Genomic DNA, 18,292 nt, shown 5'->3' with positions numbered 1-18,292 from the left:
TCAGCCGCCCAGCGGTGGTGCGGCGGCTCCGGCCCGGTCGACGAGGACGGCGAGCTGCTCGCGCGCGGTGAGGTCCAGCTTGGCCATCGCGCGCCCGAGGTGGGCCTTGACCGTCGACTCGGAGAGGTAGAGCCGCTCGCCGATCTCCCGGTTCGACAGGCCGTGCGGCAGGAACGACGAGATCTCCTGCTCCCGGACCGTGAGGGCGTCGAGGGCACGGCGGGCCTCGTCGCGACGGCTGTCGAGGCGGCGGCTGCCGCTCAGGTGCCGGATGACCGCGCCCGCGGAGGCGTGGTCCAGCGCGCCGGAGCCGGCCGCGACCTCGCGCACGTGGGCCGCGATGTGCTCGGGGTCGTCGTCCTTGCCGAGGAAGCCCTGCGCGCCTGCGGCCAGCGCGGCGACCACCGTCTCGTCGGTGCCGAACGACGTGAGCGCGATGACGGCGGGGGGCTCGTGCCGACGCCGCAGCTCACGGATCGCGTCGAGGCCGCCGGTCCGGCGCATGTGCAGGTCCATGAGGACGACCTCGGGGCGGCACGCGGCGACGGCGGTGACGACCTCGTCGCCGTCCGCCGCCTCGCCGACGACATCGATGCCCTGCGCGGTCAGCACCGTGGTCAGGAGCCGCCGCACCATCGGATCGTCGTCGACGACAAGGACGCGGACCTTCATCCCGGCGAATCGTAGCCCGAGGCGCACGCCCTCGCCGGGGGAACGCCCTGGTCACGTCGCGCGCGTGACCCACGGCAGGCGGGCGCGCACCACGAACGCCCCGTCCGCGCGCCCGGCGGACAGCGTCCCCCCGACGGCGTCGGCGCGCTCGTGCATGCCGAGCAGACCGGAGCCGGTACCGGGGACGGTCGGCCCGCGGGCGGTGTCGGTCCCGGTGGGGCCCTGCAGCGGGTTGCGCACCGTGATGTCCACCCCGAGCGCGGGGGAGGCGTCGACGCGGATGTCGACCGGTTCGCCGGGCGCGTGCTTGCGGGCGTTGGTCACGGCCTCCTGCACCACCCGGAACGTGGCGCGCACCAGCTCGGGTGCTGCGTCCTGCCCGCCGGTGACGGACACCTGCGCGGTGGTCCGTGGGTTGTCGTCGGTCATCCGGTCGACCAGGGGGAGCAGGTCGTCGAGGGTCGCGCCGGGGAACCCGGTCACGGTGTCGCCCGAGCGCAGGGTGGTCACCAGCGAGCGCAGCTCACGGATGGCCTGCTGGGCCGAGGCGCGCATCTCGCGTGCGGCCAGCGCGGCCTCCGGGTCGTGGGTGCTCGTGACCTCGAGGGCCGACGCCTGCAGCGAGATCTCCGCGACGTGGTGCGCCACGGTGTCGTGCACCTCGCGCGCGATGAGGCGCCGCTCGTCCTGGCGTCGCACCTGGTCGCGGAGGACGGCGGTCGCGGCGGCCGCCGCCTGCTGCTCGTCGCGGGCGCGCTCCGCGACCAGCTGCGCCCGGCGGACGAGCCCGGCCGCCACGGAGACGCCCAGCAGGCCGAGACCGACCACGACGTAGGCCGCCGCGGTCGGGTCGGTCGACAGGACGCGGGTCCGCTCGTCGACGGTCACCAGCACCTGGGCGGCGTGGTCGCGCAGCGCGTCGCGGACAAGGGCGGCCGCGGTCGCCGCCGTCGTCGCGCCGACCGCCGCGAGGCACGCCCGGACCGTCCGGGTGGCCAGCACCCAGGGGAGGGCGAGGAGCGCCGCCGACGCGTCCAGGGGGAGCAGGATCGAGCAGGTCGACGCCGTGAGGCAGAGCGCGAGGGGGAACCGCTGTCGCAGACAGAGCAGACCCGCGAGGACGAGACCGACCAGCGCGGTCACCACGTACAGCGCCGGGTGCAGCGAGCCCGTCGGAGCGGCCGCGTGCGACGCGAACCCCACCGCCACCAGCGAGCTGGCCGCCGACACCGCGACGGCGACCACCGTCCCGGCCACCGACGCCCAGCGCAGCACGGTGGCCCGCCCGGCGGGGGCGTCGTCGCCGCCGCCCGGAGCGGCAGTCGCTCGAGCGAACATGCGTCGACAGTACGGCGGGACGCGGCTTCGTGCGTCCGCCGGTCGGGCACGTCCGGCCGCACGAGGGCTGCCCGGTCGGGCACCCGGCGATGACCGGTCGGCCGATGTGTCCCGGCCCGGGTGGGGCGGATCGTGGAGGACGGCAGATCGTCCGACCGCCCGTGGGGGCGACGGGCGCACGTTCACCGCATTCCATGTCGCACCGAGGAGCACCCATGTCCCAGACCATCCCGCCCGCACAGGACGCACCCGTTCCCCCCGCCGCCGGCGCGCCCTCTCAGCCCGCGCCGGGGTATCCGGCACCGCAGGCGCCGCGCCGCGGCAACGCCCTGGCGGTCACCGGGTTCGTGCTGGCCCTCCTCGGCTTCCTGCTGTGCCTCGTCCCGATCGTCAACGCGTTCGCGATCGTGCTTGCCGTGGTGGGCCTGGTCCTCGCCGTGATCGGGCTGGTCAAGACCCGCAAGGGAGCACCCCGGAAGGGCCTGGCGATCGCCGGCATCGTCCTCGCCGTCCTCGGCGGGGTCGGCGGCGGAGTGTCGGCCGCGCTGTACAGCTCGGCCGCCGACGCCGCGATCGAGACGCTGGACGACGCGTCCGCCGACCTGGACAAGATGACGGGTGACGCCACGGAGCAGGTCCTCGCGGAGGACGTCTCGGTCGAGATCGGCGACTTCACGGCCGACGAGGACGAGTACGGCCTGGTCACGACCGAGCTGCCGGTCACCCTCACCAACACGTCGGACGAGACCCAGAGCTTCATGGTGACGGTCGACGCGCTGGACGAGTCGGGCAACCGGGTCGCCCAGGACATCGCCTACTCGAACGAGCTGGCTGCCGGTCAGTCCGAGAAGGTCGACCTCTTCCAGTTCGTCGAGCAGGGCGACCTGGACGCGATGAAGTCCGCGACCTTCGAGGTCGTCGAGGCGACCGCAGCCTGATCCTCGTTCTCTCCTGATCCGGGCCCGAGCCGTCGGCTGCTGCGCTCCACGGCCCGGGCCCGACCTCCTACTCCCTGACGAAGGAACTCACGTGAGCAACCCGACGCCGCCCCCTGGCTGGTACCCCGACCCGCAGAACCCGCAGTCGTCCCGGTGGTGGGACGGACGTTCGTGGGGTCCGTCCGCGGCAGCCGCGGGCGCGCCGGCGCAGGGGATCCCGACCCACCCTGCCGTCGTGCTGGGCACGGGCGTGTTCGTCCTCGCGATCGCGTCCCTCGTGTTCTTCTGGATCCCGGTCCTGGGCCTCCTGCTGGCGGCCGGTGCCCTCGCCTGGTCGATCGTCTCCCTCACCAGGAACCTGCGGACCTGGAAGGTCGTCAGCGCCACGGTGCTGTCGTCGGTCTCCCTCGTCCTCGGGGTGGCCTTGATGGCGTCGTTGGTCGGCGGGAACGACGACCCCGCTCCGGCGGTCGAGTCCGGTTCGACGACGGACGAGGGCACGCCTGGTGCGGCGTCGGACCCGGAGCCGTCGGACCCGGAGCCGTCGGAGATGGTGCCGACGGACCCGGAGGACGAGGCCGCCGGCGGAGCGTCCGACGCGCCGCGGTCGAGCACGTCCGAGAGCGACGAGCAGCAGAAGAGCGAGTCCAAGGGGTCCGAGGACACCGCGACGTACGGCAAGCAGCCCCGGTCGGAGCGCGAGTTCGTCGCGATCGTCACGGACGGGTTCGGCACCTTCGACGAGGCGGACACCGACCTCCAGCAGTCCGAGGCGATCCGCAAGCGGAACGAGAAGATCTGCAGCGAGGTCGGCTCGACCGCCGACGGCTGGACGGGTGTCGTCGCGGACGTCGGCGCGAACGGCGAGGGCAAGGCGTGGGTGGAGATCGAGGTGGCGCCGCACGTGACGGTGCACACGTGGAACAACGCGCTCTCCGATGCCTTCGACGACACGCTCATCGCACCGGGTTCGTCGATGTTCGACAACCTCGTCGCACTGCAGGAGGGCGACACGGTGACCTTCTCGGGTGAGTTCGTGCGCGACGACGACGCCTGCGTGCAGACGACGAACGTGACCCAGTACTTCAGCGGGGTCGATCCGCAGTTCCTCATGCGGTTCTCCGCGGTCGACGCACGCTGAGGACCCGTCCTCGACCGCCCGACCGGACGCCTCGCGGCCGGGCGGGCCGGCTTCGTTAGGGTGCAGGGGCACGGACCGCCGCCCGGCGTCGTGGTGTTCATCGCTCGGAGGTCAGAGGATGCAGGGCACGTCGATCGGGTTCGTCGGCACGGGACCGATGGGGGCGCCGATGGCGCGGAACCTGCTGGCGGCGGGGTTCGACGTCGCGCTGTGGAACCGTACTCCGGCGAAGGCGCAGGCGGTCGCCGAGGGTGAGCCGCGCGCGACGGTCGCGGCGACGCCGGCTGAGACGGCTCGGCCGGTGGTCGTCGTGATGCTGCCGGACCTGCCGCAGGTGCGGGACGTCGTCGACCGCCCGGACGGGCTGCGGGCGGGGTGGCGCGCGGCCGGGGTGGCGGACCCGGTACTGGTGGTGATGAGCACGGTGAGCCCGGTCGCGATCCTCGCGTGGGCGGAGCAGCTCGCGGCCGACGGGATCCGCCTGGTGGACGCGCCCGTGAGCGGCGGCGTCGAGGGCGCGGTGGCGGGCAGCCTGAGCATCATGGCGGGCGGCGCGGACGGCGACCTCGCCGCGGTCCGGCCGGTGCTGGACGCGATGGGCTCGACGGTGCGCCACCTCGGGCCGGTGGGCGCGGGCTCGCTCACCAAGACGTGCAACCAGATCGTCGTGGGCGGCACGCTCAACGCACTGGCCGAGGCGGTCGCCATCGCCCAGGCCGGTGGCCTGGACCTCGCCACCGTGCTGGAGGTGCTGGGCGCCGGGCTGGCCGGCTCGCAGGTGCTCATGGACAAGTCGCGGCGCTACCTCTCGGGCGACTACGCGGACGGCGCCGCGTGCCGCACCCAGCTCAAGGACCTCGAATTCGGCCTCGCGGTGGGGCAGCAGCTCGGCGTCGACACGTCGCTGACGGCGGTCGCCCGCGACCGGTACCAGCGGATGGTCGACCGCGGCGACGCGGAGCTGGACCACAGCGCCGTCATCCGCGTCGTCGTCTGAGCCTGCCCACGACGCCGCCGGTCGGGGACCTTGCACGACGGCGTGAACGCTCGTCGTATCAGCGCCGCGCTGGCACCCTCCGAGGTACATGGAGGGGACGACCATGAAGCGACTGGTGCTGTGCTGCGACGGGACGTGGAACCACGCCGTGAACTCGCAGGTGTCCAACATCGAGAAGATCGCGCGCTCCGTGCTGCGCTCCGGCGGGAGCGCGGACCCGGACGTCGAGCAGGTCGTCGGGTACGTGGCGGGCGTCGGCGCCCGCGGCTACCTGGTGGACCAGCTGCTCGGCGGCGCGTTCGGGTACGGGTTCACCCGCAACGTGGTGGACGGCTACCGATTCCTGACCATGAACTACGAGCCCGGTGACGAGATCGTGGTGCTCGGCTACTCCCGCGGGGCGTACACGGCGCGCAGCGTCGTGGGGATGCTGTCGCAGGTGGGCCTGCTGACCGTGGAGGCCCAGGACGACGGGCTGCTGTGCGAGGCGGAGCGCGTCTACCGCCTCAGGCCGCCGACGGCGCGCCGCGTCGCGCGGGCCGAGCGCACCGTGGCCCGCACCCGGCCCGGGTCGTGGCGCCGGCGCCGGGCGGAGGCCCTGCTGCGGCGGGGCGAGGAGGTCCGCGCCGAGAAGCGGGCGTTCCGTGCGGAGCACGGGATCGAGGTCCCCGTCCGCTTCCTGGGCGTCTTCGACACGGTCGGCGCGCTCGGGGTCCCGGGCCCGTCACGGCGCAAGAACCGCTTCCACGACGTCTCCCTCTCGCCCGCGGTCCTCACCGCGCGGCAGGCGCTCGCGATCGACGAGCGCCGGCTGACCTTCGCGCCGTGCCTGTGGACCGTGCCCGACGGCGACCCGCCCGACCGGGTGCAGCAGGTGTGGTTCCCCGGCACCCACGGCGACGTCGGCGGCGGTGGCGCTCGCTGCGGCCTGTCGGACGTCGCGCTGCAGTGGATGGCCGCCGAGATGCGTGGCGTCGGCGTGCAGTTCGACGAGCACCGGCTCGCGCGCCAGCTCACCCCGCGAGCCGCCCTGGTCCTGGACCAGGCGCCCCCGTGGCCCTTCCGCATCCTCAACATGTTCACCCGTGTGCGGCCGCGCTACGCGACGGTCGACGGCCGCCTCGTCTTCCGCAGGGGCCTGCGGGTGCTCGCGCTGCCGGCCGCGACGTCGTCCCCGGCGGAGCTCACCACCGGTGCTCCGGCCCCGGACGTCGTGACCGCGGAGGTCGTGGGGGCCTGGCGCGACGGTGTGCGCCTGGCGGACACGGTGCTGCGGCACGTGCTGCGCGACGGCTACGCCGCCCTCGCCCCCAACCTCGGCTGGTGGATCACCGAGGCCGGAGGGGTGGAACGGGTCCCCGTCGAGCAGGTGGACGCCGCCCGCGGCGACCTGCGCCCCTTCGTGCTGCCCGGCAGCGACGCCATCGCGCCGCAGCTCGCGACCCCACAGGAGCCTCGCGCCCTGCCCGCGGGTCGCTGACGGAGCCGGCTCAGGACGGTGCGGTCACTCGTCGTAGGTGTCCTTGACGACGAGCACCGGGACGGGGGAGTCCAGCAGCACCCGCTGCGTCGTCGTCCCGACGAGGAACGTGCCCGCGTTGGAGCGCTTGCGGGAGCCGAGGACGACGAGCGTCGCGCCGGAAGCCTCGGCGGCGTCGAGGATCGCGTCCGCGGGCTCGGTGCCCGAGGGCCGGCGGGTGACCGGCTGGACCTCGACGCTCGCGGCCGCCTCGGCGAGGAGGCCGTCGAGCGGGTCGCCGTCGGCGGGGTCGTCCGACCGTGCGAGGTGGACCACGTGCAGGGGGAGACCTCGCCGGGACGCCTCCGCGACCGCGGTCCGGACGGCCGCCTCACCGTGGGGCGACGGGTTGTAGGCCACGAGCACCGTCATGCGCACACTCTCGCACACGGAGGGAACCTCGCGCCGGTCCGGGCCGTTGACCCCACCAGCCGACGAAGGAGCAGCGCATCATGCAGTGTCCGCACGACCAGACCGTCCTCGTGATGTCCGAGCGCAAGGGGATCGAGATCGACTACTGCCCGCAGTGCAGGGGCGTGTGGCTCGACCGCGGCGAGCTCGACAAGCTCATCGAGCGCTCGCTGGAGTCGGAGATCGCCGCCGAGGCGCGCGGTCCCGTCCCGCCCGCTCCGGCGTCCGCGCCTGCCGGTGCGGCCTACCCGGCGCCCGGCTACGACGACCGCCGCTACGACGACAAGCGCTACGACGAGCGCCGCTACGACGACAAGCGGTACGACGAGCGCCGCTACGACGACAAGCGGTACGACGACCGCGGGTACGACCCCCGCTACCGCAAGCGCAAGAAGAAGGAGTCGTTCCTCGGGGACCTGTTCGACTTCTGACCCTCGACGAGGGCCGTCAGGCGGCGGCGAGCTGCTCGCGCACCTGCCGCTTGGCACGGGTGAGCATGCCCGCCATGCCGTTGAGGCGCAGCGGGCTGACGGCGCGGGTGAGCCCGATCATCAGCGGGAAGTCGTCGGGGACGTCCAGCACCTGCTGCGCCGAGAGCCCGGACAGCCCCTGGGCGAGGATCGACGCGAACCCGCGCGTGGTGGGCGCCTCCTGCGGGGCGGTCGCGTAGAAGTGCACGACGTCGCCGTCGACCTCCGCGAACGCGCGCACGGGGGACTGGCACTCCTCCACCGCCTCGAGCAGGCCGGGCGCGCTCTCGTACCGCGGGGGCAGGCCCGGCAGCTCGCGGGAGAACTCGAGCAGGAGCTGAAGCCGGTCGCGCTCGGGCAGGGCGAGGAACTCCTCGCGGATCTCGGCGAGCGGCTCGGGCAGGGGGGCGGCGTCGGTCATGGACCCAGTCTCTCGTAGGGGGCCGGACACCGGTCGAGCCGGTCCGGACCGCGGAAGGGTCCGGACCGGCTCGAGCTCGGCGCCGTGGCTGGTCGGTGCGTCAGGCGGCCTGCTGCTGCCTGACGCTCGAGGGGACCTCGCCGGGCTCGGCGCCCGCGACGATCGGCACGCGCACGGCGTTGCCCCACTCGGTCCAGGAACCGTCGTAGTTGCGGACGTCGTCGATGCCGAGCAGGTAGCGCAGCGCGAACCAGGTGTGGCTGGAGCGCTCGCCGATGCGGCAGTAGGTGATCACCGAGTCGCCGGCGGTGAGGCCGAGGCCGCCCTCCTGGTAGATCGCCTCGAGCTCCGCGCGCGGCTTGTAGGTGCCGTCCTCGGCGACCGCGGTGGCCCAGGGGACGTTGCGGGCCGACGGGATGTGGCCGCCGCGCAGCACGCCCTCCTCCGGGTAGTCCGGGATGTGCAGACGCTCGCCGGAGAACTCCTGCGGGGAGCGGATGTCGACCAGCGGGCCGTTGCCGAGATGGGCGAGCACGTCCTCCTTGAAGGCGCGGAACGTGGCGTCGTCGCGCTCGACGACGGGGTACTCGCCCCGGGCGGGGGAGGGCACGTCGGTGGTGAGCTCGCGGCCCTCGGCCACCCACAGGTTGCGGCCGCCGTCGAGCAGGCGGACGTCCTCGTGGCCGAACAGGGTGAAGACCCAGGCGGTGTAGGCGGCCCACCAGTTGTTCTTGTCGCCGTACAGCACGATCGTCGTGTCGCGGGAGATGCCGCGGCTCGCGAGCAGGTCGGCGAAGCCGGCGCCGTCGAGGTAGTCGCGCTCGACGGGCTGCAGCAGGTCGGTGTGCCAGTCGATCTTCACGGAGCCGGGGATGTGGCCGGTCTCGTAGAGGAGGACGTCCTCGTCGGACTCCACGACCACCAGGCCCGGGGTGTCGAGGTTCTCGGCGAGCCACGACGTCGTCACGAGGCGCTCGGGGTGCGCGTACTCCGCGAGGCGCGGCGTCGGGTCGGTGGGTGCGGGCATGGTTCCTCCATCTGTGCGGCGACACCGGACGCCGGCCGGCGCGGTGGTTCGTGGCCACTCGGGCCTGGGACACGCGGGTTCTGTGGACACTCTAGGAACTGCACCACCAGCAGCGACAGCCCGTGTCCATCATGTGGGACCACGATGCGAGACGGAGTTCATCGCGACGAAACACCCGCGATACGGAATTGTGATTCCAAAACGCTTGTGGCGTCGGTCACCGAGTGTTAGCGTCGCGGTTGCCTACGGCGGGCCCGGGCCGTGCGGACGTCGACGTCGACTCCCGCGCGGTGATCGACGAGATCGATCCGACACCGGCAGCTATCTACCAGGCGGCATGAAGGACAACTCGCCTGCAGCGACCCGCCGAGCGCCCGGTCTCCACCGGGTCCTCGAAGGGCCGACGGACCCGAGCACCCGGGGGCCGCTGCCCGAACCGTGGAGACTCACCATGGACCGCAATGCCGTGATCAACACCCAGGCACCCGGCACGGCCGTCGCTCCGGCCGTCCATCCGGCCGCAGCACACCTCGAGAAGGCCGTCTCCCTGGCCGTCGACAGCGTGGCGAACGCGGGCGGCCCCTTCGGAGCCGTCGTCGTCACCCGTGACGGCCGCGTCGTCGAGGGCAATAACCGCGTCACCCAGGACAACGACCCCACCGCGCACGCGGAGGTCACCGCCATCCGGCGCGCCTGCGCCGAGCTCGGCACGTTCGACCTGTCGGGGGCCGTCCTCTACTCGAGCTGCGAGCCGTGCCCCATGTGCCTCGCCTCCGCCCTGTGGGCGCGCGTGGACGCCGTCTACTTCGCCGCCGACCGCCACGACGCGGCCGCCGCGGGGTTCGACGACGCCGTGTTCTACGACTTCTTCGCCTCCCGGCTCCACGCCGCGCCCGAGACCCGGGCCGCCGGCGGGGTGATGACCGTGCGCCACGAGCGCACCGGCAGCGCCGTCGCGCCGTTCGACGCGTGGCGTGTCCTCGAGACCCGCGTCGACTACTGACGCGCGGGCCGGAAAGGACACAAGGACGTGACCATCCTGGGAACGCGGCGGGACACCGCCGAGAACGACAAGACGCCCTCCACCGGCGCCGGCCGCGGCGTGCTGGAGCGGCTGTTCAAGATCACCGAGCGAGGATCCACCACGGGACGCGAGATCCGTGGCGGGCTGGTGACCTTCTTCGCGATGGCGTACATCGTCATCCTCAACCCCCTGATCCTCGGCGGCACCAGCGCCGAGAACGCCCCCACCGACGTCGCGGGCGGCTGGCTCGCGACGGCCCAGGTGGGCGCCGTCACCGGCCTCGCCGCGGGCGTGCTGACCATCCTGTTCGGACTCGTCGCGAACCTGCCGTTCGCGCTCGCGGCCGGGCTGGGGATCAACTCGTTCCTCGCCGTGGCCGTGATCGGCGACGTGACCTGGCCCGAGGCCATGGGCCTGGTGCTCATCAACGGCCTGCTGATCGTGCTGCTCGCCGTCACCGGCGCGCGGTCGGCGATCTTCAACGCCGTCCCGCGCCAGCTCAAGGCCGCGATCACCGTGGGCATCGGCCTGTTCATCGCCTTCATCGGCTTCGTCGACGCCGGCTTCGTCACCCCCACCGAGGGCGGCCCGCCGGTGCAGCTCGGCGACGGGGGGTCCATCACGACCGTCCCGACGATGATCTTCGTCCTCGGGCTGCTGCTCATGGGGATCCTCGTGGCGCGCAGGGTCAAGGGCGGCCTGCTCATCGGGCTCGTCGCGACCACGGTCGTGGCGATCGTCGTGGAGGCCGTGCTCCAGCTGGGCCCGGCCGGCGACGACAACCCGGGCGGCTGGCACCTGTCGGTGCCCGCGCTGCCCGACTCGCTGGTCTCCGTCCCGGACCTGTCCCTGCTGGGCCAGTTCAGCTTCGGCGCCTTCGACCGCATCGGGGCGCTCGCGGCCACGATGCTCGTGTTCACCCTGTTCTTCACGAACTTCTTCGACGCGATGGGCACGATGACGGGGCTCGCCAAGCAGGGCGGGCTGGCCGACAAGGACGGGAACTTCCCGAGGATCAAGTCGGCGCTGGTCGTCGAGGGCGTGGGCGCCGTCGTCGGCGGTGCGACGTCGTCGTCGTCGAACACCGTGTTCGTCGACTCGGCGGCGGGCGTCGGCGAGGGGGCCCGCACCGGCCTGGCGTCGGTCGTGACGGGCGGCCTGTTCCTGGTCGCCATGTTCCTCACGCCCCTCACCGCCGTCGTGCCGATCGAGGTCGCCAGCGGCGCCCTCGTGGTGGTCGGCGCGATGATGATGCGGGAGATCAAGGAGATCGACCTGGGCGACTTCTCCGTCGCCCTGCCGGTCTTCCTCACGGTCGTGACGATGCCGTTGACGTACTCCATCGCCAACGGGATCGGGATCGGCTTCATCACGTGGGTGCTGCTGCGGTTCGCCTGCGGCAGGGCGCGCGAGGTGCACCCGCTGCTGTGGGTGGTCGCCGCGGGCTTCCTCGTGTACTTCGTGCGCGGCCCGCTCTCGGCGGCGATCGGCGCCTGACGACGATGTCGGTCGGGCCTGCCGTGACCCGGTAGGCCCGACCGACCGGGAGGACCTCTGACATGCTCACCTTGGCTGACCAGCTTGCCGAGTGGCTCGAGCCCGGCGCGGAGCCGTTCGCCGTCGCGACGGTGGTCGGCGCGTCCGGCTCGGTGCCGCGCCCGGTGGGCACCGCGATGGCCGTGCGGGCCGACGGCGCCGTGATCGGCAGCCTCTCCGGCGGCTGCGTCGAGGCGGCCGTGCACGCGGCCGCGCTCGACGCGATCGCCGTCGGCGAGTGCCATCGCGAGACCTTCGGCTACTCCGACGACGACGCGTTCGCCGTCGGGCTCACGTGCGGCGGCAGCCTCGAGGTGCACGTGCAGCCCGTGCGCCCCGGCGACGAGGGCGACCCCGCCGCCGTCGCCCTCGCCCGCCTGGCTGCCGCCGGCGGCGACTCCGCCGCGCTCGTGCGCCGGCTCGACGTCGCGCGCCCGACCGCCGTCGTCCTGCGGGACCTGTCAGGGCCAGAGGGCGGTATGCCCGGCGCCGGCCCTGACAGCTCGCTGCGGGGGCTGGTCGACGACGGCGCGCTGCCGGCCGTGTCCGCCCAGGTCGCGGCCGTGCTGCGGGCGGGTGGCGCCGCCACCGTCCATGCGGCGCCCGGCGTGCCCGACGGCGCGTGCGACGACGGCGCCCCGGAGGAGCCCGTGACGCTGCTCGTCGAGACCCGGCTCCCGCCGCCGCGCTTCGTCGTCGTCGGCGCCAACGACTTCGCGGGCGCGCTCGTGCGTGCCGTGCACCTGCTCGGGTACCGCGTGACGCTCGTCGACGCCCGCGAGGTGTTCGCCGCGCCCCGCCGGTTCCCTCAGGCGGACGAGGTGGTCGTGGACTGGCCGGACCGCTACCTCGCCGCCGAGGCCGCGGCCGGGCGGCTCGACGCCCGCACCGCGATCGCCGTCCTCACCCACGACGTGAAGTTCGACGTCCCGACCCTGCGGCTCGCGCTCGGGCTGCCGCTCGCGTACGTGGGGGCGATGGGCTCGCGCCGCTCGCACACCCAGCGGCTGCAGGCCCTGCGCGACGAGGGCGTCGCGCCTGACCGGCTGGCGCGGCTGCGCTCGCCGATCGGGCTCGACCTCGGCGCCGTGACGCCGGAGGAGGTGGCCGTGTCGGTCGTCGCCGAGCTCGTCGCGGTGCGCTACGGACGGGACGCCGCCGTCCCTCTCAGCCGCACGGACGGGCCGCTGCACGCGGCCCGCGGCACCATCCCCGGCACGACCCGGAGCAAGGAGCGTCCCCGGTGGACATGAACACCGTCACCGACCTGGTCCCCACCACCGACCCCGCCGACTGGCGCGAGGGCGACGCGTGGCTGGCGGGCGGCACCGTCCTGTTCTCGTACGGCAGCCAGACGCTGCGCCGCCTGCTCGACCTCACGAGCGCCGGCTGGCCGGCGCTCACGGTGACCGACGACGGGCTGGAGATCGCCGCGACCTGCACGGTCGCCGAGCTGTACGCCTTCCCTGGGGCCGCGGCGTCGGCCCCGGTGCGCGCCGCGTGGCCCGCGCTCGCCCTCGTGCGCCCGTGCTGCGACGCGTTCGTCGCGTCGTTCAAGATCTGGAACACGTCGACGGTCGGCGGGAACGTCGTGACGTCGTTGCCCGCGGGGCCGATGACGTCGCTCACCGCGGCCCTGGACGGCGTCGCCGAGGTGTGGGGGCCGGGCGGGGGGCGGCGCGCCGAGCCCGTGGCCGAGCTGGTCACCGGCGAGATGCGCAACACCCTGGCACCGGGCGAGCTGCTGCGCGCGATCCGGCTCCCGGCCGCCGCGCTGCGCGCCCGCACCGCCTTCCGGCGGCTGTCGCTGTCGAACCTCGGCCGCTCCGGCGTGCTGCTGATCGGCCGGCTCGACGCGCCCGATGACGGCGGCGCGCTCGTCATCACCGTGACCGCGTCGACCCGCCGGCCGGTCCGGCTGCAGTTCCCCGCCGGCACGCACCCCGACGCCGTCGGGCTGGCCGCCGCGATCGACGCCGCGATCCCGTTCGACCTCTACCACGACGACATCCACGGCCTCCCGGCCTGGCGTCGTGACATGACCTACCGGCTCGCGGAGGAGATCCGCGCCGAACTGACCGACGGAGGCCGGCGATGACCGACGCGACCACCCGCCCCACGACCCTCTCCCCGGGCGCCTCGCCCGTGCTCCGGGTGGACGGCCGCGACGTGGACGCCGTGCCGCGCGCCGGCCAGTGCCTGCGCACGTTCCTGCGGGAGCAGGGCTCGCTCGGCGTGAAGAAGGGCTGCGACGGCGGCGACTGCGGCGCGTGCACCGTGCACGTCGACGGGGTGCCCGTGCACAGCTGCGTGTACCCCGCGCGGCGCGCGGCCGGGCGCGAGGTGACCACGATCGCCGGGCTCGCGGCCACGGCCGAGGAGCCCACCGCGGAGGGCCTGCACCCGGTGCAGCAGCGGTTCCACGACGCGCAGGGCTTCCAGTGCGGCTTCTGCACCGCCGGCATGATCATGACTGCCGCGACCTTCGACGACGACCAGCGCGCGAACCTGCCCCGCAGCCTCAAGGGCAACCTGTGCCGGTGCACGGGCTACCGGGCGGTCGCCGACGCGGTGCTCGGCGACGACGCGTGCGGCACGGCCCACCCGGCCGGGGCCGCGCCCTGCGACCACGCCCACGACGGGTGGACGCCGCAGCGCTCCCGCGGCGTCGGGGACCGGGCGACCGGCTCCGCCGCGTCGGGCACTGCGTTCGGCACCTCGGAGCCCGCCCCCGCGAGCCGGGGCGTGGTGACCGGTCAGGTGCGCTACACCCTCGACGTCGACCCGGAGGCGTACCCGGGCCTGCTGCACCTCAAGCTGGCGCGGTCGCCGCACGCGCACGCGCGGATCCTGTCGATCGACACGGCCGACGCGCTGGCGGTGCCCGGCGTGCGGGCCGTGCTCACGCACGAGGACGCGCCGTCCGCCCGGTTCAGCACGGCCCAGCACGAGCTGTGGACCGACGACCCGGACGACACCCGGGTCCTCGACGACGTCGTGCGGCACGTCGGGCAGCGGGTGGCCGCCGTCGTCGCGGACTCGGTGGCCGCGGCGGAGGAGGGCGTGCGCCGGCTGCGCGTCGAGTACGACGTGCTGCCCGCGCTGATCGACCCGGAGCAGGCGATGGCGCCCGGGGCCCCGCTCGTGCACCCGGACCTGGACGCCGTCACCGCGCGCGTGTCGCGGCCGGGCGCCAACGTCGTCGCCGAGCTGCACAGCGAGCTGGGCGACGTCGAGGCGGGCCTCGCGGAGGCCGACGTCGTGCACGAGGCGATGTACCGCACCCAGCGCGTGCAGAACGCGGCGCTCGAGACGCACGCCGCGATCGCGTCCTTCGACGACGACGGCCGCCTCGTCGTGCGGACCTCCACCCAGGTGCCGTTCCTCGCGCGCCGCCACCTCGCGCGCGTGCTGGACCTGCCCATGGACCGCGTGCGCGTGGTGTGCGAGCGCGTGGGCGGAGGCTTCGGCGGCAAGCAGGAGGTGCTCGTCGAGGACGTCGCCGGGCTCGCGGCCCTGAAGCTCGGACGCCCCGTGCAGCTGGAGCTCACGCGCACGGACACGTTCGTCGGCACGACGACGCGGCACCCGTTCCGCATCAAGGTCCGTGCCGGCGCGCGCCGCGACGGGACGCTGACCGCGCTGCACCTGGACGTGCTGAGCAACACGGGCGCGTACGGCAACCACGGGCCGGGCGTGATGTTCCACGGCTGCGGCGAGTCGATCGCCGTCTACTCCTGCGCGAACAAGAAGGTCGACGCGCACTGCGTCTACACGCACACGCTGCCCGCAGGCGCCTTTCGTGGATACGGGCTGAGCCAGATGATCTTCGCGGTCGAGTCGGCGATGGACGAGCTGGCCCGGCAGCTGGGCATGGACCCGCTGGAGCTGCGGCGCCGCAACGTGGTGCACCCCGGCGTGCCGATGCTGTCCACCGCGCCCGAGCCCGAGGAGGACGTGCTGTACGGCAGCTACGGCCTCGACCAGTGCATCGAGCTGGCCGACGACGCGCTGGCCCGCGGTCGCGCGCGCGACGTCGCGGCGTACGGCGCGGACCCGGCCGACCCGGCCGAGTCCCCGCTGCCGTGGCTGGGGAAGGAGTGGGGCGTCGGCGAGGGCACCGCCCTGTCGATGATCGACACCGTGCCGCCGCGCGGCCACGTGTCGCACGCCCGCGCCCGGCTGCGCCCCGACGGCGTGGTGGAGGCCGAGGTCGGCACCGCCGAGTTCGGCAACGGCACCACGACCGTGCACGCGCAGCTCGTGGCCAGCGCGCTGGGGCAGCGGGCGGCCGACGTCGTCGTCCGGCAGTCCGACACCGACCTGGTCGACCACGACACCGGCGCCTTCGGGTCCACCGGCACGGTGGTGGCGGGCAAGGCGTCGCTCGCGGCGGCGACCGAGCTCGCCGAGCGCGTGCGGGTGGTGGCGTCGTCGCTCACGGGCACGCCGTCGGCAGACTGCACGCTGGTGCCCGGCGGGGTCGAGTACGGCGGCGGCTCGGTGGTGCCGCTGGCCGAGGTGGCGCGCCATGCCCGGGCCGCGGGCGTGCGGCTCGAGGCCGAGGGACGCTGGGGCGGCACGCCGCGGTCCGTCGCGTTCAACGTGCACGGCTTCCGCGTGGCCGTGCACCGCGGCACCGGCGAGATCCGCATCCTGCAGAGCGTCCAGGCCGCCGACGCCGGGGAGGTCGTCAACCCGCGCCAGTGCCGCGGCCAGGTGGAGGGCGGCATCGCCCAGGCGCTCGGTGCCGCGCTCTACGAGGACGTCGTGATCGACGACACGGGCCGCGTCACGACCGACATCTTCCGCCAGTACCACCTGCCCACCTTCGCGGACGTGCCGCGCAGCGAGGTGTACTTCGCCGAGACCTCGGACTCCACCGGGCCGATGGGGGCGAAGTCCATGAGCGAGAGCCCGTTCAACCCCGTCGCCCCGGCGCTCGCGAACGCGCTGCGCGCTGCGACCGGGGTGCGGTTCACCGAGCTGCCGCTCGCGCGCGACAAGGTCTACCTGGGCATCAAGGCGGCCGCGGCGTCGTGACCGCCGGGGCCTCGTGGACGGTCAGGCGAGCAGGTCGAGGTCGGCCTCGGTGTCGACGTCGCGCCCGTCGCCGGGGTGCGTGACGACGTCGATCAGGTCGGCGTGCGCGCGCAGGAACGCGCGCGCCCCGGCGTCGCCGACGGCGCTCGCGGCGGCCGGCGCGGCGAGCGCGGCGTCGAGGACGAGCGGGTGCGACCAGCGCGGCCGGTCCCGGTCGGGAGCGTCGGCCCAGCGCGACGCGGTGACGCGGCCGGGGCGGTGCGCGGCCAGCAGGCGCGCGACGTCGTCGGACGTCACGCCCGGCTGGTCCACGTGCGCGACGACGAGCCGTGCCGGCGGCACGCCGTCCCGCGGCTCCAGCGCGGCCGCGACGCCGGCACGCAGGGACGAGGCCATGCCCGTGGCCCAGCCGGGGTTGAGCACGACGCGGACCCCGGGGCCGTCGAGCGACGCCGCGGCACGCACGCGCTCCGCCCCCGCGCCGAGCACGACGACGACCGCGTCGCACCCGCCGGCGAGCAGGGCAGCCGTGACGTGCTCGACGAGCGGGCGGCCGCGATGGGGCAGGAGCGCCTTGGGGCCGCGTCCCAGCCGTGTCCCCGCGCCGGCCGCGAGGAGCACCGCGACGTCGGAGGTCCGGTCCGGGAGCGGGGGCGCGGCAGGCACCCGGCCAGGATAGGTCGCGGGCGGGTGCGCTCGGGCGCCGCCGGGCCGACCCGCGGCGACCTGGGGATTTTGCCGGGACTTGGCCCCGTCATCGGCGGCGGCAGACACCGCTATGCTCAGCGCGGCCCAGCGGCCGCGCGACTCGAACTTCCCCGACCCGCACGACACCGAAGGATTCCGGATGAGCTTCTTGGAGAAGCTGCGTGGACAGCTGATCGACATCGTCGAGTTCCTCGACGAGAGCCGGGACACGATCGTCTGGCGCTTCCCCCGCCAGGGCAACGAGATCAAGAACCAGGCCAGGCTGGTCGTGCGCGAGGGGCAGGCGGCGGTGTTCGTCAGCGAGGGCCGCCTCGCCGACGTCTTCGGCCCGGGCACGTACACGCTGGAGACGAAGAACCTGCCGATCCTGTCCACACTCCAGGGCTGGAAGCACGGGTTCAGCTCGCCGTTCAAGGCGGAGGTCTACTTCGTCGCGACCCGCCAGTTCACGGACCTCACCTGGGGCACGCAGAACCCGGTGATCCTGCGCGACCCCGAGCTCGGGGCGGTCCGTGTCCGCGCCTTCGGCACCTACGCGCTGCGGGTGGTGGACCCCGCCGCGCTCCTGCGGCAGCTCGTGGGCACCGACCCGCAGTTCCGCACGGACGAGATCGGCGACTACTTCCGCAGCCTCGTCGTGGGCCGGCTCGGCCCGGCGCTGGCCGAGGCGGGCGTCGCCGTGATCGACCTCGCCGCGAACCAGCGCGAGATCGCCGGCCGCCTGGCGGACCAGCTCTCCGAGGACCTGACGGAGTACGGCGTCGCCGTGCCGCGGTTCGTCCTCGAGAACGTCTCGTTCCCGCCGGAGGTCGAGGCGGCGCTCGACAAGCGGACCCGGATGGCCGTCGTCGGCGATCTGGACCAGTACACGAAGTTCCAGGCGGCGACGGCGATCGAGACCGCCGCCGCCAACCCGGGCGGGGCCGGCGAGGGCCTCGGCTCGGGGATAGGCGTGGGGATGGGCCTGGCGATGGGGCAGCAGATGGCCCAGGCGCTGGCGCCGTCGGCGCCGTCGGCGCCGCCCGCGCCGCCCGCGCCGCCCGCGGC

At 74.2% G+C, this 18,292-nt stretch carries 17 protein-coding genes; 11 read left to right on the top strand and 6 right to left on the bottom strand.

Going from position 1 to position 18,292, the window contains the following annotated elements; translation table 11 throughout:
* Positions 1–672, bottom strand: a complete 672-nt coding sequence (locus ACFQ8Y_RS20915) for a response regulator (RefSeq protein ID WP_430549570.1) — start codon at positions 670–672, stop codon at positions 1–3.
* A gap of 51 nt (positions 673–723) precedes the next feature.
* Positions 724–2,010 (bottom strand): sensor histidine kinase, encoded by a 1,287-nt coding sequence (locus ACFQ8Y_RS20910; RefSeq protein WP_430549571.1) that lies wholly within the window; start codon positions 2,008–2,010, stop codon positions 724–726.
* Positions 2,011–2,225: 215 nt separating this feature from the next.
* Here ACFQ8Y_RS20910 and ACFQ8Y_RS20905 point away from each other — a divergent pair, with 215 nt between their 5' ends.
* The 4 genes from ACFQ8Y_RS20905 to ACFQ8Y_RS20890 all read left to right on the top strand — a co-directional run bounded on the left by ACFQ8Y_RS20905 (position 2,226) and on the right by ACFQ8Y_RS20890 (position 6,566).
* Positions 2,226–2,948 (top strand): FxLYD domain-containing protein, encoded by a 723-nt coding sequence (locus ACFQ8Y_RS20905; protein ID WP_430549572.1) that lies wholly within the window; start codon positions 2,226–2,228, stop codon positions 2,946–2,948.
* Between the two features lie 91 nt (positions 2,949–3,039).
* Positions 3,040–4,089 carry a DUF2510 domain-containing protein gene (locus ACFQ8Y_RS20900; RefSeq protein WP_430586636.1) on the top strand — a complete coding sequence of 350 codons (1,050 nt, stop codon included), beginning with the start codon at positions 3,040–3,042 and terminating at the stop codon, positions 4,087–4,089.
* Complete coding sequence (locus tag ACFQ8Y_RS20895) at positions 4,046–5,086, top strand: NAD(P)-dependent oxidoreductase (RefSeq protein ID WP_430586650.1); 1,041 nt, start codon at positions 4,046–4,048, stop codon at positions 5,084–5,086. The genes ACFQ8Y_RS20900 and ACFQ8Y_RS20895 overlap by 44 nt, the downstream gene beginning before the upstream one ends.
* Before the next feature lie 103 nt (positions 5,087–5,189).
* A complete protein-coding gene (locus ACFQ8Y_RS20890; RefSeq protein ID WP_430586635.1) occupies positions 5,190–6,566 on the top strand; it encodes a DUF2235 domain-containing protein in 1,377 nt (458 codons plus the stop codon).
* 24 nt (positions 6,567–6,590) lie between these two features.
* Here ACFQ8Y_RS20890 and ACFQ8Y_RS20885 read toward each other — a convergent pair whose 3' ends face one another.
* Positions 6,591–6,977, bottom strand: coding sequence for a universal stress protein (locus ACFQ8Y_RS20885; protein ID WP_430586634.1), 387 nt, complete (start codon positions 6,975–6,977; stop codon positions 6,591–6,593).
* Between the two features lie 80 nt (positions 6,978–7,057).
* Between ACFQ8Y_RS20885 and ACFQ8Y_RS20880 the strand changes: the two genes are divergently transcribed.
* A complete protein-coding gene (locus ACFQ8Y_RS20880) occupies positions 7,058–7,447 on the top strand; it encodes a zf-TFIIB domain-containing protein (protein WP_430586633.1) in 390 nt (129 codons plus the stop codon).
* 16 nt (positions 7,448–7,463) lie between these two features.
* Here the strand turns inward: ACFQ8Y_RS20880 and ACFQ8Y_RS20875 are convergent, their stop codons facing one another.
* Both ACFQ8Y_RS20875 and ACFQ8Y_RS20870 read right to left on the bottom strand, forming a co-directional pair.
* Entirely contained in the window at positions 7,464–7,907 is a 444-nt protein-coding gene (locus tag ACFQ8Y_RS20875) for a SufE family protein (protein WP_430549578.1), read from the bottom strand.
* A 100-nt stretch (positions 7,908–8,007) separates the two neighbouring features.
* The gene (locus tag ACFQ8Y_RS20870; protein ID WP_430563898.1) at positions 8,008–8,934 is read right to left on the bottom strand and encodes a sulfurtransferase; all 927 of its coding nucleotides are present in this window, start codon (positions 8,932–8,934) and stop codon (positions 8,008–8,010) included.
* Positions 8,935–9,385: 451 nt separating this feature from the next.
* Here ACFQ8Y_RS20870 and ACFQ8Y_RS20865 point away from each other — a divergent pair, with 451 nt between their 5' ends.
* The 5 genes from ACFQ8Y_RS20865 (at position 9,386) to ACFQ8Y_RS20845 (ending at position 16,537) form a co-directional block, all read left to right on the top strand.
* A complete protein-coding gene (locus ACFQ8Y_RS20865) occupies positions 9,386–9,937 on the top strand; it encodes a nucleoside deaminase (RefSeq protein WP_430549580.1) in 552 nt (183 codons plus the stop codon).
* Positions 9,938–9,964: 27 nt separating this feature from the next.
* Positions 9,965–11,455 carry an NCS2 family permease gene (locus ACFQ8Y_RS20860; RefSeq protein ID WP_430563899.1) on the top strand — a complete coding sequence of 497 codons (1,491 nt, stop codon included), beginning with the start codon at positions 9,965–9,967 and terminating at the stop codon, positions 11,453–11,455.
* A 62-nt stretch (positions 11,456–11,517) separates the two neighbouring features.
* Positions 11,518–12,747, top strand: coding sequence for an XdhC family protein (locus ACFQ8Y_RS20855; protein WP_430586632.1), 1,230 nt, complete (start codon positions 11,518–11,520; stop codon positions 12,745–12,747).
* Positions 12,738–13,592 (top strand): FAD binding domain-containing protein, encoded by an 855-nt coding sequence (locus tag ACFQ8Y_RS20850; RefSeq protein ID WP_430586631.1) that lies wholly within the window; start codon positions 12,738–12,740, stop codon positions 13,590–13,592. Before ACFQ8Y_RS20855 ends, ACFQ8Y_RS20850 begins: the two co-directional genes overlap by 10 nt.
* Positions 13,589–16,537, top strand: a complete 2,949-nt coding sequence (locus ACFQ8Y_RS20845) for a molybdopterin-dependent oxidoreductase (RefSeq protein ID WP_430586630.1) — start codon at positions 13,589–13,591, stop codon at positions 16,535–16,537. Before ACFQ8Y_RS20850 ends, ACFQ8Y_RS20845 begins: the two co-directional genes overlap by 4 nt.
* Positions 16,538–16,558: 21 nt before the next feature.
* On the opposite strand, the gene ACFQ8Y_RS20840 is transcribed toward ACFQ8Y_RS20845, so the two are convergent.
* Complete coding sequence (locus tag ACFQ8Y_RS20840; RefSeq protein WP_430586629.1) at positions 16,559–17,203, bottom strand: NTP transferase domain-containing protein; 645 nt, start codon at positions 17,201–17,203, stop codon at positions 16,559–16,561.
* A 181-nt stretch (positions 17,204–17,384) separates the two neighbouring features.
* Here ACFQ8Y_RS20840 and ACFQ8Y_RS20835 point away from each other — a divergent pair.
* On the top strand, positions 17,385–18,292 hold a 908-nt coding region (locus ACFQ8Y_RS20835), incomplete at its 3' end, for an SPFH domain-containing protein (RefSeq protein ID WP_430586628.1).

It is taken from the genome of Isoptericola sp. NPDC056605, assembly GCF_042792795.1.
GTDB lineage: Bacteria > Actinomycetota > Actinomycetes > Actinomycetales > Cellulomonadaceae > Isoptericola.
Note: the sequence above shows the minus strand (reverse complement) of the source record. Positions and strands in the feature narration are given on the sequence as shown.

Bases quoted from the DNA above. Each gene is read 5' to 3' on its own strand.
- ACFQ8Y_RS20880 (WP_430586633.1), top strand. From the start codon at position 7,058: ATGCAGTGTCCGCACGACCAGACCGTCCTCGTGATGTCCGAGCGCAAG.
- ACFQ8Y_RS20875 (WP_430549578.1), bottom strand. From the start codon at position 7,907: ATGACCGACGCCGCCCCCCTGCCCGAGCCGCTCGCCGAGATCCGCGAG.
- ACFQ8Y_RS20890 (WP_430586635.1), top strand. From the start codon at position 5,190: ATGAAGCGACTGGTGCTGTGCTGCGACGGGACGTGGAACCACGCCGTG.
- ACFQ8Y_RS20870 (WP_430563898.1), bottom strand. From the start codon at position 8,934: ATGCCCGCACCCACCGACCCGACGCCGCGCCTCGCGGAGTACGCGCAC.
- ACFQ8Y_RS20865 (WP_430549580.1), top strand. From the start codon at position 9,386: ATGGACCGCAATGCCGTGATCAACACCCAGGCACCCGGCACGGCCGTC.
- ACFQ8Y_RS20910 (WP_430549571.1), bottom strand. From the start codon at position 2,010: ATGTTCGCTCGAGCGACTGCCGCTCCGGGCGGCGGCGACGACGCCCCC.
- ACFQ8Y_RS20855 (WP_430586632.1), top strand. From the start codon at position 11,518: ATGCTCACCTTGGCTGACCAGCTTGCCGAGTGGCTCGAGCCCGGCGCG.
- ACFQ8Y_RS20905 (WP_430549572.1), top strand. From the start codon at position 2,226: ATGTCCCAGACCATCCCGCCCGCACAGGACGCACCCGTTCCCCCCGCC.
- ACFQ8Y_RS20845 (WP_430586630.1), top strand. From the start codon at position 13,589: ATGACCGACGCGACCACCCGCCCCACGACCCTCTCCCCGGGCGCCTCG.
- ACFQ8Y_RS20915 (WP_430549570.1), bottom strand. From the start codon at position 672: ATGAAGGTCCGCGTCCTTGTCGTCGACGACGATCCGATGGTGCGGCGG.
- ACFQ8Y_RS20885 (WP_430586634.1), bottom strand. From the start codon at position 6,977: ATGACGGTGCTCGTGGCCTACAACCCGTCGCCCCACGGTGAGGCGGCC.